The organism is Bradyrhizobium sp. BTAi1 (genome assembly GCF_000015165.1).
GTDB lineage: Bacteria > Pseudomonadota > Alphaproteobacteria > Rhizobiales > Xanthobacteraceae > Bradyrhizobium > Bradyrhizobium denitrificans.
In genome coordinates this window covers 8,098,842-8,111,485 of sequence record NC_009485.1, presented here as the reverse complement: position 1 = coordinate 8,111,485, position 12,644 = coordinate 8,098,842, and the positions used below count along the sequence as shown (strand labels likewise).

At 64.8% G+C, this 12,644-nt stretch carries 12 protein-coding genes; all 12 read right to left on the bottom strand.

The features are described 5' to 3' along the window. Nucleotides 1-51: 51 nt before the first annotated feature. Nucleotides 52-273 carry a hypothetical protein gene (locus BBTA_RS36090; protein WP_012047439.1) on the bottom strand — a complete coding sequence of 74 codons (222 nt, stop codon included), beginning with the start codon at nucleotides 271-273 and terminating at the stop codon, nucleotides 52-54. Between the two features lie 61 nt (nucleotides 274-334). Then, nucleotides 335-2,068: a chromosome partitioning protein ParB gene (locus BBTA_RS36085; protein WP_201767749.1), complete on the bottom strand. Its 1,734-nt coding sequence runs from the start codon at nucleotides 2,066-2,068 to the stop codon at nucleotides 335-337. Nucleotides 2,069-2,234: 166 nt separating this feature from the next. Then, entirely contained in the window at nucleotides 2,235-2,885 is a 651-nt protein-coding gene (locus BBTA_RS36080) for a plasmid pRiA4b ORF-3 family protein (protein ID WP_041751295.1), read from the bottom strand. Nucleotides 2,886-2,972: 87 nt separating this feature from the next. After that, entirely contained in the window at nucleotides 2,973-3,485 is a 513-nt protein-coding gene (locus BBTA_RS36075) for a hypothetical protein (RefSeq protein ID WP_244424522.1), read from the bottom strand. Further along, the gene (locus BBTA_RS36070) at nucleotides 3,445-5,319 is read right to left on the bottom strand and encodes an integrase (RefSeq protein WP_011931089.1); all 1,875 of its coding nucleotides are present in this window, start codon (nucleotides 5,317-5,319) and stop codon (nucleotides 3,445-3,447) included. The genes BBTA_RS36075 and BBTA_RS36070 overlap by 41 nt, the downstream gene beginning before the upstream one ends. Nucleotides 5,320-5,322: 3 nt before the next feature. Beyond that, a complete protein-coding gene (locus BBTA_RS36065) occupies nucleotides 5,323-7,134 on the bottom strand; it encodes a hypothetical protein (RefSeq protein WP_011931088.1) in 1,812 nt (603 codons plus the stop codon). Next, entirely contained in the window at nucleotides 7,124-8,281 is a 1,158-nt protein-coding gene (locus BBTA_RS36060; protein ID WP_011931087.1) for a tyrosine-type recombinase/integrase, read from the bottom strand. Before BBTA_RS36060 ends, BBTA_RS36065 begins: the two co-directional genes overlap by 11 nt. A 345-nt stretch (nucleotides 8,282-8,626) precedes the next feature. Next, nucleotides 8,627-9,028, bottom strand: a complete 402-nt coding sequence (locus tag BBTA_RS36055) for a ParB/Srx family N-terminal domain-containing protein (RefSeq protein WP_012047437.1) — start codon at nucleotides 9,026-9,028, stop codon at nucleotides 8,627-8,629. A 174-nt stretch (nucleotides 9,029-9,202) separates the two neighbouring features. Further along, nucleotides 9,203-9,574 (bottom strand): DUF2958 domain-containing protein, encoded by a 372-nt coding sequence (locus tag BBTA_RS36050; RefSeq protein WP_012047436.1) that lies wholly within the window; start codon nucleotides 9,572-9,574, stop codon nucleotides 9,203-9,205. Continuing rightward, nucleotides 9,571-10,524, bottom strand: coding sequence for an ArdC family protein (locus BBTA_RS36045; RefSeq protein ID WP_012047435.1), 954 nt, complete (start codon nucleotides 10,522-10,524; stop codon nucleotides 9,571-9,573). The genes BBTA_RS36050 and BBTA_RS36045 overlap by 4 nt, the downstream gene beginning before the upstream one ends. Before the next feature lie 288 nt (nucleotides 10,525-10,812). Then, nucleotides 10,813-11,856, bottom strand: coding sequence for a nucleotidyl transferase AbiEii/AbiGii toxin family protein (locus tag BBTA_RS36040; RefSeq protein WP_012047434.1), 1,044 nt, complete (start codon nucleotides 11,854-11,856; stop codon nucleotides 10,813-10,815). Further along, nucleotides 11,853-12,515, bottom strand: a complete 663-nt coding sequence (locus tag BBTA_RS36035) for a DUF6088 family protein (RefSeq protein ID WP_041751130.1) — start codon at nucleotides 12,513-12,515, stop codon at nucleotides 11,853-11,855. The genes BBTA_RS36040 and BBTA_RS36035 overlap by 4 nt, the downstream gene beginning before the upstream one ends. Nucleotides 12,516-12,644: the final 129 nt, after the last annotated feature.

The window sequence follows — 12,644 nt, the reverse complement described above, 5'->3', positions numbered from 1 at the left end:
AAGCCCGGCGCGGCGGCCGGGCTGTTGGGGTTGGATGGAGAGAAGGTCGGGCTAGAAGCCGAATTGCCAGGACGGCCAGGGCTGGCCGTCATTGGCGGCCTTCACCGCCTCCTTGAGATAGTCGGCATCCCCCTCCACGACGGTCGGGTGTTCGACGGGCGTTTCGTCGATCACCGTCACGCTGTGGACGAGGCCGTCCTCGACTTCGACATGGACGGGCACGAGATACTGGAAGACGACGCGGCGAGGCGCGCCGGGTCTGGGCTTCGTCATCGGATTGCTCCTGATCGAGAGGCTGGCGGGAGCGGCCGAAGCCGCCCCCGCCAAGGTCGCGTCACTCGGCGGCGATCATCGCCGGGTCGTCGGCATCGGGGTCGCCATCATCCGGCTGCTCGTCCTCATCATCCACGAGGAATGCCGGCAGTGCTTCATCGCCTTCACCTCCGCTTGCATCGACCGAGGTCGTCACACCGGGATCGGCGGAACGCAGCGGCTCCGGCAGCCAGCCGGTGTCGGCGAGCAGGCGCTCGGCCTCCCTCGCCATCTCTGGCTTCTTGAGGTGGTCGATGAGCTGCGCCTTCTCCTCGCCGAGGGCTTCGCGAACGGCTTCGACGATCCGGCTCTTCGTCACACGGCCAAGATAGTTCGCCACCGTCGGCCGCCATCCGGCCTCCACCATGTCGAGACCGGTGGCGCGCGCCAGCCGATCGGCATTACGCATGCGCCGGTCGAGACCGTGCTGCGTGACGCCATAGCCGCTATGGGGATTCGGACGCTCGTAGAGCGCGTTGATCCCGTAGCTGACGCAATGGGCGAGCAGCGCGAGGCGGCTCGCATCGTCGAGCGCTGCGATCCAGTCCCAGAGCCGATCGTCGTCATCGAGCGGCATGTCGGCTTTCCAGGCCTCCACGCGGGCCTCGATGGCCTTGGCGGAGGCGCTGTCCTTCAGGTCGGTGGCCTGGACGGGGAAGTGGACCTCCCGGACCGACGCCTCAACGGCGGAGCCGTGCACGTTGCGCCTGAAGGCGTCGAGCACCAGCCTGTGCAGGAGCGCCGTCAAAGCGACCTGCGGGTGATTAGCCACCGCGTCGCGCAGCGCCAGCGTGCGATGGGCGGTGAGCTCGATCACCAGCCGCTCGGGCAGCGGCTTGACGGCATCGTCCTCGTCGTCCTCTTCGGCGCCGGTGGTATGGCCGCCGATGGTGATGACAGCGCGCTGAGCGGACGGCGTCGCGGGAGCATCGTCCCCGCCGGGTTCTCCATCGCTATTGGCGCTACTGCCATCGACGGCGACAGGCGCTTCGTCCTCGGGCGGCACATAGCCGCGATCGACCACGATCTCGCCGTTGCGGTCCACACTGACGAAGACGCCGGCGCGGGTGATGTCGGCGGGGTCGAAGATAACGGGACGCTTCTCGAAGGCTTCGAGCGCCTCCTCGATCTCCCCGAGGCGCTGATCGATCTCGTCCGGCAGCTCGTCGGCGCCGTCATACTCCGCCTCGAGCCGGTCGTACTCGGCGCGCAGCGCCTCGCGTTCGGCCCGCTCCTCGTCGGTGAGATCGACGAACGTGCCGGTGATCTGGCGCAGGCCGTGGTCGTAGCCATACGGCAGGTCTAGGTCGACCTTGATCCACTTCCAGCCTTCGGCGGCGATGTCGTCCGCGACCGTCTTGAGCTTCTCGCTGACCAGGCGGTGAAGGAGTGCCGGGTCGGCGAGCCAGCCGCCGTCATCCTCCTCGAACAGGTCGCGCATGACCGTGCCGCCGGCCGCGACATAGGCGTCGATGCCGACGAAGCGCACGCGCTTGTCGGAAGCGGGGATCGTGGACTCGGTCAGCAACTGGCGGATATGCCAGGGCTGCCGATTGTACGAATGCTGCACAGCCTCCCACACCTGCTCCTGGCGCTGGTGGTCCGGGTTGACGGTGAAGGCCATCAGCATGTCGAGCGTCATGCACTCCTCGGCATAGGCGTCGCGCAGCACGGGTGAGACCGCGTTCAGCCGAAGCCGTTGCTTCACGACCTGGACCGTCGTGAGATAGGCTGCGGCGATCTCCTCCTCGGTCATGCCCTTGTCGAGCATGTCCTGGAAGGCGCGGAACTGGTCGAGGGGATGCAGCGCTTAGGTTATGCGTCAAGTGTCCTGTTAGCTGGATGACGTTGATTCTTTAGTCTTCTTGGCTGCGCCTTGCGTTTTGGGTGTCTCTTTGGCACTGAAGCGCAGCCGGTTGGTGTCAATCACGATGGCTTTCTCGACGGAAGCGATAGTCGTCCTTTGATGCGTGTAGTGCTTTGGCGATAGCCTTGTTGATGTCGTCGAGATTGCAGGACTCCGGGTGGAACTTGCGGCCAGCCCATCGTTGCATCGCTTTATGTTCTTCATGGTCGGGGTCGAGCCAGGCCTCGAGGAAGTCGGCATAGCCTGAAGGCCCACCAGCGTCTTCGGGGGGTCCTGAGCGTGCGGCGGCGATACAGCGAGGATATTGGGCACTCTCCTCGCGCGCGACGCGCTCCAAGCGCAGCAGATGACGCCAATTGTCGCCGAAGTCGTATTCGTAGAGGATCGCGAGAGGGTTTTCGCTGGGATCGTCGGGAAAGTGAAGGTCGATCATCCTGACCTCGGTCGCCTCGAAGATCCTGCTGTCGGACAGACCGTCGTCATCGAACTCTGGAGCTCCGTAGATGAGACCGCCAATATTGAACTGATGCAGATGGCTGTCGGTCCAGCCAAAGGCGGCCTGCAGCACCTCGTGGAGTTGGGCTAGGTTGAGAGTGATTGGCAGTTCGAGGATGCGGCTGATCTTGGGCTCGATGCCGAGGATATGAACCTCGGCGCGCACAATGAAGCTGTCTGGATCGAAGGGGTCAAGCATGCCGCAGATCATGCCGCGCATGATTGTCGCAGGCAATAGATGGGGCGACGATTGTCCTTCGGCGACCGCACCGACACAAACCGGCAGTCGTAGACGACGTCAGGATTTTGGCCCGCGAGTGAGCGGCACTGGTTTCACGGCGCGATCGCGTTCGGCGATCAGGCGGGCATTATGACGCTTCTGCCGCTCAACCTCCGTTTCGGCGTCGAGGATGCGCTTCAGCAGGACGGCATTTTCCGTCACCATACGCCGCTCCTCGATCTGCAAGACCTGGATCAGAGCGCGCTGCTGGGCGAGTTTGTCTTCCCAGGCTGCGAGCTTCTCGGGAACGACCTTGCGATCACTGGCGCGGCGTAATTCGTCGATGATCGATCGATGATTGGCGTAGATCGCATTGCGGCCGACGCGCGCTTCGCGTGCGAGCGTCGCGACGGTCAGGCGGTAGGATCGCTTTTGCAGGTCCGGGTGTGTGGGCAGCCCCTTCACCAGCCGCTCCAGAGCATCCCGCAGCTTGCAGTGGGTGTTGCGCAGGCGCTTTTCGGCAGGCGTGAGGGCCGGCATTTTGCTGGTCTTACGCGCCATGGCGAACATCCTTTGCATGGTCGAGTTCACCAAGGATGCGATCGCATTCGGCAATCCGGGTTTCGGCGAGTTGCCGGCTGACCGGGTCCAGGCCGGGATGGCCGAGAAGATCCGTATTGCGATCGCGGCGGGCCTGCCAGACAGGCCTGTGCCTGGCGGTGACGGCGAAGTTGGCGCAGGCGAGACACGTACTTTCGGTCCTCAGAACGGGGTTGGGGCCTTTCTCATCGCCGAAGCAGGCAGCCGTTTCGACGCGGTAGACGCAATAGCCCCAATCGCAGACGCCGAGCCGCAGATCAGTCTCCTCCATCAGGAAGGAGACATAGGCCTGGACATCGCCGTCGCGCGTGCGCCCGCGGAACTGGGAGCGGGCGGCGATCATCCGTCCGCCCTTGCCCGCGAGGGCGGTTGCCGTCAGCACTTCTTCGAGAGCGGCGCGGGTTTCTTCCCGGGCATGCCGGTCGATCAGGTCGTCGAGCGCGAAGTCGGTCCCGACGTAGCCGCGATCAGTCATGGCCCGGGTCACATGACCGAAGTGGGCCTGAAGCGCATACAGGCCGGTCCGGTCGCGTTTGCCGACGAAGCGGGCAAACGTCTTGCGGCCCTGATGCGTGTTCAGATGCCAGGGCTCGCCCTCGTGGTCCGGCAGGCCGATGAACAGCGCAAACAGATCATTCAGCCGCCTTATGATCGTGGAGCCGACGGGGAGGTTGATGCGGGCCGCAGGACCAATAAGGCCGTTGCTAGCCATCGCCAGAAAGAGATCGTCTCGTCCGCTTTGGGCCCGAAGACGGGCGGTCAGCCGCTCCATGACTACGACAGCCCGCTCGACGGGTGCCGGCGCAACCCAGCGATGGGCTTCGCCATCGATGCCACGCGCCGTCTTGTAAATCCGCCCGACGAGATAGGCGAAGCTCTCGCTGCCGTCGTCGGCAGGATGCTGCTCGATGCAGCCGACCTGAAGGCCGAGGATCTCCGAGATCCGGGCGCCGACCAGATAGCTGACCACCACAAAGCAGGCGTCGTAAATGCGATCGGCGAGATTGCGCACCTGCTTGGTGCTGGTGACGGGCGCTTCATGCCAGGCAGTTTCCTCACCAGGCAGTGTCGCGAAGGTGAACGGCGCGATCGCGTCAGTCACGATGAAGCCGGCCTTGGTCTGGCTGATCCCGTTAGCGAGCGCATGGTCATAGACGGACTGCGCCTGGGCCTGCAGAGCGATGACGTCGTCGGCCGGCGTCCCGATCAGCCGCAGCGCCGCCGAGACCAGGGGCACGGCGATCGCGTCCGGCGTATAAGGCAGCCACCCCCGGTCGCGGCGAACGAACGGCGGCGCGATCCCCGGGAATGGATCGGCGATTGCGATCTCCGGGAACTTTGCTCCCTGCAGATAAAGGCGCGTCAGCAGATTGGCATGGTTTCCCAGTGTCGTGCTCTTCAGCGTACTGCCAGGCTTGTGGCCCGGACGCTGCGCCATCACCGTCATGAACCGGTCGCAGGCGTCGCGGTCGAGATCGGCAAAGCACCGATATCCCTGCGCCGCCATCCAGCGGATCAGCATCCGCAACCTATTGAAGACGGAGACGATCGTCGATTCATGAGCGTTGCGGTACCCAGGAGGCGGATCGAGCTTCAGACTCCATAGGAACAGCTTCGCCGCCTCTCGCCAGTCAGCCCATCGCGGATCACTGAACCGGCTGTCGTCAGCAAGAACAAAACCCCAGTCGAGCGAGAAGTCGCTGCGGTTGCTGCCAGGACGATGACCGTCGAGATGCCAGACCTGATCGGACCATACGGACCGCGCCGATATCCGAAGCGCCGGCCTGACGGCGGCGACAAGATTGCGCGCCGTGGAAGCCGTCATCGCTCACTCCAGCGCCGGAAGCCGTGCGAGAGCCAGCATTCGTTGTTCGGCATCACCTCGCAGTGTTTGCGGGAAGTCCGGCAGGATGTCGTCGACCAAGATGCGCAGGCTCGGCGCATACAGGAGCTCGAAGCGGCGCGGATCAATGCGTTCACGCGCGCGCTCCAGTTCGCCGATCGCCTGAAGGATGCGCGCCATGTGCTCCGCATCGATCGGGATGACCAGTCCCGGGCAGCGCAGGCATCCGCCGAAGTGCCGGCAGACCCGACCTGCTATCGAGTCTGGTGCTGTGCCCGCGAGCGGGTTGAGGCAATCATGACTGAACGGAACCGTCGCATTGCTCGCCAGCGCAATCCGGTCGCGCTGCGCCCGATTCTCGCAGTTCGCCTTCGCGCCGACGATCCAGCCGAGCATCAGCTCCTGCAATCGGGCGATTGTCTCGCGCTGGATGCGGCGCGTCTGCGGCCCCTTGATGTAAAGCTCGGTCGTGTCGGCGCGGGCATGGTTGAGCACATCCTGTGTCGCGACGATGTCGCCGCCAGACGCCTTGTAATATTCGGTGGCGACGCTGCCGCGCAGCAGAACGGCGGCAAAGTCCGGCAAGAGCTGACGTGCCCGCTCCGGTGCAGCCTTGTTCCAGATGGCGATCCGGGCATTGGAGCGTTTGATGAACGGCTTCAGGGCGTGCGACAAGGTCGCCTCCGCAATGAGCGTGACCGCGTCCTTCTTCTCGCTCTTGACCAGGAACAGGCGATTGCGGTCCTGCCGGCTGGCCCGGGAGACGAGCGGCGCCGTCATCGCCAGCAACCGGTCGATCAGGTTCGGCGCAGCATGTCGCCGACGGCGATCGAAGGACCGCCGCTGCGCTCGCTTCACCTTGGCACCGGCCCGGGGCTTGGCCCATTCGACGATGATGCGATGCTCGTCGAGCGGATGCGCCACTTGGCAATCGCGCGTTATCAGCCGCAGCGCATCCGGATTGCCCGCCGTTTGGATCGCAATGGCGATGAAGAACGCGACGACCGTTTCGCCGGTCAAGTGAAGATAACCGCCAAGATGACGAAGCCCGCCATGGCGGCTGACCGCCGATATGTTGACCTGGCTGCGGATCGCAAGCGTCCGCGATGGAAGCACCCCGTCATTCACCCGAGCAAGCGCCCGGACCATGTCGCAAAGCTCGGGATCGACGCCATCAGCCGGGCCGCTCGTCGCGAGGATGGTCCGCCCCGTGTCGAAGCGATCCCACGCCTCGTCGAGTTCTTCATAGCACGCGCGTAGGATCGCCTTGAGATCCTCCCCGCCAAGACGCGGTCGGGTGTCGGCAGTCCGGTTCGGCCAGACCCGCCAGGGGAAGTCGATCCGGGACGGCAGCCGCGACGGATGCCGGCGCTTCGTCCAGTCGATCATCTGGCGAAGCTGCATCAGCACATTCGCCCGCGCCCCCTTTGACCAGGGCTTGTTCGTCTGTCCCGCGATCTGTCGATCCAGCCAGGCGATATAGCGCCCGACCATTGCGGTGGTCAGATCCCCGGCAGAAAGAACATGCCCGTCCTCGACCGCAAAACGGGCGAAGACACGCAGTGCCATCCAGCAATGACGGTGCGTTTCGGAGCTCGATGCGGCATGATGATTGCGGAAGGCGTCCGCCAGAAGCATCGTAACGTCTGTCGGCAACCCAAGCTTGCCGAGATCGTAGCGCTTTGCGACCTCGCCCCAACCGTCGCGGAAGACGGCAATGGCATCGGCCGGCTGCTCCAGCACCTTCGCTGACGCAGCCGATAGACGCCGGTCGATACGCTCACGCTTACCGGCCATCGGGGATCAACTCGCCATAGAGATAGTCGATGCTGTCGGCGAGTTCCCGGGCATTGAGCTCGACGCAGCGCAGGTAGATCGCCGTGCTCTGGATCGAACTGTGCCCCAGCAAGACCTGGACGATCTTCAGCGGATTGAGGTCAGGCGTGATCGATGCCTGTCGCTGTAATCGCACCAGCATCGTCATCGCAAAGGTATGGCGCAACCAATGCAATGAACCCGCCACACCGGCAGCCCGGAAGGCTTCCGCAAACACCGCAGTCAATCGCGTCTTGCTGACGGCATTCCCCTGAAGATTGAGGAAGAGCGCCGATGGCGACCGATAATTTGACCGTTGGCGACGCAACGCCCGTACCTGCGGCGTGCGCACTTCGTCGATATAGCGCTGCGTGCGGTCAACCAAGCGGATCGGCGGGTAGATCGTGCGAGGCTTGTCGCCCTTGGTGATCGTCAAGGGCACGCCGACTAGCGGATGATCCTCGTCATCAAGATGTGCTGTCTCCGGGACCTGGAAGACAGCCAAGCCGCAAAGCTCCTTGCGCCGCAATCCCGTCGCCAGCGCCCATTCCGCCATCAGGCGGTAGGGCATCTCCAACAGGGCGAAGACCCGACGCAACTGATCGACCCGCAACGGTCGCGGCAAGCGCTCATGCTCGGCAACAGTCAGGATGTTTGCCGCCACGACACCGGGACGCGCATCGACATGCGCAAGGAACGCTTGTCGCCGACCAGAGCCCACCCGCACGTCGACAAAGTGGAACGGCAAGGCCTCGATCCAGCCGCGTCCCTGCGCCCAGGCATAAAACCGGCAGACCGTGCGAACCCGATCATTCACCGTCGACCGCGCGTATGGCCGCTTCGTATGCGGGCTCGGCTGTGAGAGCATGCGGTTGCGCCAGGCCGCAATCTCCGCCTCGCCGACCCCGCGCCAATTGAGCCCGGATTGCTCCAGGCTGTCGAACCAGTCATGCAGGTGCTCGCCGTAGGTCCGAATCGTTTCAGCCGCATGGCTGCGGCCCGGTATGGTCGCCAACTCCATCAGCCAGGCAAACGCCGGCTCGATGATCGCCATCCGCTCCGACACCAGAATCGGAAAGCCTGCCGGGATTGCGGCATAGCCCATCGCCGCCTTGATGATCCGCGCCATACTGTCCTCTTTGGTCCTCGCCGTCCGAAACGGCAAAAGACGCCGAGCTCGGCGCAACTCCCTGTACAGCAACAAAGAAGACAGCTTCCCGAACCAGCTGTTATTAAGCGGAGCGCCTGCGGCGCACTCTTTTGTTTAGAATGCGAGGGGTTCCCCTCGCGCTCTCCCGTTCGCCACGTGGCAGGGTTGCAGGACTTCGCCTGCAACCATTTGACTAGTTTGTGGTGTCGCCGCCGCGTCAAGCATTGTCCTCGCTACGCTGCGGGAACGCTTGACTCGGACGTCTACGTGCCCTCCTCAAAATGCCCCACGCATATGAACCATAACGATGACAGCCACACGACTCTAACAGGACAGTTCGAGCACAGAACCTAAAAGTCCGGCGCGCAGCAGGTTCTCGGCGAGGGAGTCGTCCTCGGCGAGGATTGTGGTGTCGGACTTGCGCACGATGCAGGGCACGAGCCCGTCCTTGGGGAAGCGCTTGGCCTTGACCAGGCGCTCGATGGCGCGATAGCGGCGGCCGCCGGCCGGCACCTCGAACATGCCTGTCTCGTTGCCCTCCGCGTCGAGGATGGCGCGCACGTTGAGGCCCTGCACGAGGTCCTCGCGCCGGTCGATGTCGTGGATCAGCGCGTCGAGCTCGGCCTCCGGCCGGGTGCGCCGGACGTTGGACTCGGAGAGCACGAGCTTGTTGAAGGGAATGTCGCGCGAGCGCGAGAAGACGATCTTCCTGGCAGCCTTTGCCATGTCGGGATACTCCGCGACGGGCGCCGAGAGCCTCTCTCTCGGTCTCCAAACCCGTCACGAAGCGAAGCGCCGCCCTCTCACTCTGAGGGGCGGCGGCTCCTCCCGGCGATCCGGGGCGCAAAACCGGAGATGCGCAAACGCTCATCTCCGGTTCCGCGAAGTTCAGGATGGGCGTCACGCGCCGTCACGTCGAGGCGAAGCCGCTCGGTAGAGGATGCGCTCGGCCGCCCGGATGCTTCCCGCCTCGCGGGCGGCCTCCGCCCAGACCGAGATCGGAAAGTCGCCGGTGAAGAGAATGTCGCGCTCGATCCTCATGCCGAAGGGCAGGACGATCGATGCCAGTTCCTCGAGCGAGAAGCTGCCCAGTTCGGGATAGCCGAGATCGGCGAGGCCGAAGAGGGTGTCGCCGTCCGCGTTCCGTTCGGTCGCGAGCCAGACGCCTTCGCCCAGCGGGTTGAAGAACTTGACGACGGGCACATGGTCGGCGCCGCGTTCAAGGCCATTGGCGAGCAGGCGCTCGCGCAGGTCGTCGGTCAGGAGGATCATGCTGCCCTCCTGTCGTTCGCGGGTTCGCCGGCGATGTCCGTTTCGGGGAGGAACGCCAGCAGCCAATTGGCCGCCTTGCTCGCCTGCGACGCGGCGCGGACGATGGCGCGGTTGTCTTCGCGCAGCACGTCCAGCCACGAGCCGATGTAATCGGCGTGGCGCACCGTCGGAGTGATGCCGAGCGAGGCGCAGCAAAAGGCCGCGTTCATCTCGGCGACGAGTTCCTCAAAGGCGTACTTCTTGGAGCCGAAGGAGCCGGTGAGGTCGCGGCCGAGACGGGACGAATGGCCCGTCGCATGGCCGAGCTCATGCAGGGCCGTGCGATGCCAGTTGATCGTCTCGAAATACGCCTGAGGCGGCGGCACCTGAACGGAGTCGTGCGCCGGCACGTAGAAGGCGCGATCGCCGCCGATGCGGAAGTCGATACCCGTCGCCTTGATCAGCGCCTCGACGCGCGGCTCGATCAGGCCGGGCTCCGGCGCAGGCGGCGCGACGGCAAGGCCGTCGGGCAGATCCTCGCACTGCGCGACGTTGAACACGGTGAAGCGCTTCAGGAACGGAATCGCCTGCGCTTCCTCGGCGGTCTCCTGCGCGCGCTTCTTTTCGTCGTCGGGGATGAAGCGGTCGGCGTAGACGACGGTGGTGCCGCGCTCGCCCTTGCGGACATGGCCGCCGAGGGACAGCGCCTGGCGGAAGGTTAGCCAGCTTTGCACCGGAAAGCCGTGCTCGATGACCGCGCCCCAGAGGATCAGCACATTGATCCCGGAATAGGCGCGGCCGGTGGCGGCATTCGCCGGCATGGCGACCGGCGCTTTCGCAGCGGCCGTTCCCCAGGGTTGGACCCAGGGCACGCGGCCGGCCTCCAGCTCGGCGATAATCTTGTTGGTGATGTCGTCGTAAAGGCTCGCCCGGTTGGTCCCGGCGCGAGCGTTGCGGCCATGTCTGGACATCGCGGTTCTCCGCGACGGGCGCCGGAGGCCTCTCCTCCAGCCCTCAACCCGTCACGGCAAACCCGGTCCGCACTCTCACTTTCCTTATGGGGGCGTTGCGGGGTCTCCCCGCTAGAAGGGGTCGGCCCGAGACCGCGGCTCGGCCGCAGGGGAAGGCCTTCACCGCCTGGCCATGCAATGCGCGCTGATCGCCAATTACTGGGCTGGATCGGCTACGCTGGCCTTGTGCCGAGCCATGGTCCTGCCGGGCGCCGGAGCGATGAATCGCCGTTAGGCTGAATGACGGGCTCACGAGGATGCGTTGGCCGCTGCATCGAGCTGATGCATCGAGTCAAGGATAAGGTCGAAGCTGGGGGGCTCGTCAAAAATCATCGCGGCGGTTTTAGCGTAGTCACGGCGAAGCGCGTCAATCATGCCCTCGACAGGGGCAATCGCGAATGTGCCGGGCTGCGCTGACGCAAGATCGAAGTCCGGCCGGTCGAAGAACATGCGCGCGTGGCGCAGGCAGTCGCGTGCAAGCTCCAGGTCGCCCAACGCGTCCTTCCCTGCTTGCGACGCGAGCAGCTGGTGCAGGTCGTAATAATGGCGCGAAATACGCTGGCCTTCCTGGCGCAGCACGCCGCGCCGCTCATACCATCGCCGCAGGCCGTGCGCGATCACCACCTTGTCCCAGAAGGTTCGGCCTGGCTCGATGGTCGTGACGTTGGGGACCGAAAGGTCCAGGTCGGGAGTTTCGTCGGCAATGTATGGCCTGATCAGGACCGGACGGTTGGGATCGAGCGCTGACTTCGCACCTGACTCGATCCGCACGGCCGGGCGCACATAGCCGTCGTCGCGCGGTTCAACCTCCGGATACCAGAGAAGCAAAGTCTGCCCCTCGGGATCGGCCTGATCGATCTCCACGCGCCCGGCTCCGCCCGTGGCCTCGGCCAGGAGCCCGGCGAGGCTCTCCCGAAGCGGACCGGTGACAAAAGCGCGGCAGGCGTCACGGATGGCGTCAAGCCTGGCGCGGCGCTTCTTGCCGGAGAGCGCCTCCAGTTCCTCGGCGGTTGCCGCTTGTTCGAGATCGTCACGGAAGACCGTAACGTCGATGTCCTCTGAAAACCGGTTGATGAGGCCATAGGCTTTGGACAGCGAGGTGCCGCCTTTGAAGAGAAGGCGCGGCCGGTCTGCGGGGAGGCGGTGATAGAGCGCGTCGAGCGTCCAGCAGACCCAGAAGTCCTTTTCGATGTTGCCGATCGGTGCGCCGAGCCGATTGGCAGTGGAGAGGAACAGATCGAGGCGGTCGCGCGCCGGGGCTCGGATGACCGCTGCATAAGCCTCGGCGGTCACGTCTTCGCGCCCTCGCCGACGATCAGCGGACGCAGGAACTCCTGCATCCAGATGGGTAGAGCCGAGAGCCCTTCGCGTAGATCATCGCGAATGCCCTGGCCGTGGTCCGGATCGGCGAGCAGCCGGCGCAGAATCTCGGTGACACGGGCGCGTTCGTCGTTCTCGTTCAGCACGTCCTGAAGCCAGTGCAGAGCCTGGACGACGCGCATCGCCGGCCGGCCGGCCCAGTAGAGCCGGCTTGCCGCGGCTGCCTTGAAGTGGATTTCCTGGTTGCCGAGCTTGATGGGCTTTAGTCGGGCATCGACCAGGACCTCGATGCGGGCGGGCACGGCTGTGGTGAGACCGAGATCGTTGGCAGCCGTCATGCCGTCCACGACGAAGCGGGCCTTGTCGCGCCGGGCGACGGCGCGGATGACGGCGCGATAGTCCGGCACGGTGGGACGGCCGGTCAGGCTGTTGACGCTCGGACGATCATAGAGGCCGCGATCGATTCGCCGGAGCTCGCCTGCAGCCGCCAAGCGCTGCAGCGATTTATCGACGGCGCCGCGGCCGGCGAGATCGGCGAAATCGCTGGGCGTCCACACCTCGCCCGGCTGTTCGGCGATGCGGGCGAGCAAGCGGCTGCGGAGGTCGGAACCCGGCTGGTGAGCATCGGTCATGTCCGAAATATGCCGCATGTTTCGGACGATGAGAAGCGTCCGAAGAATGCTACATTTTTCGGACAACCCTTTTTAAGGAGGGACATTGCGGAATGCCGGGTTGCCTTCGGCCCCTCCAGATGAGAGCCA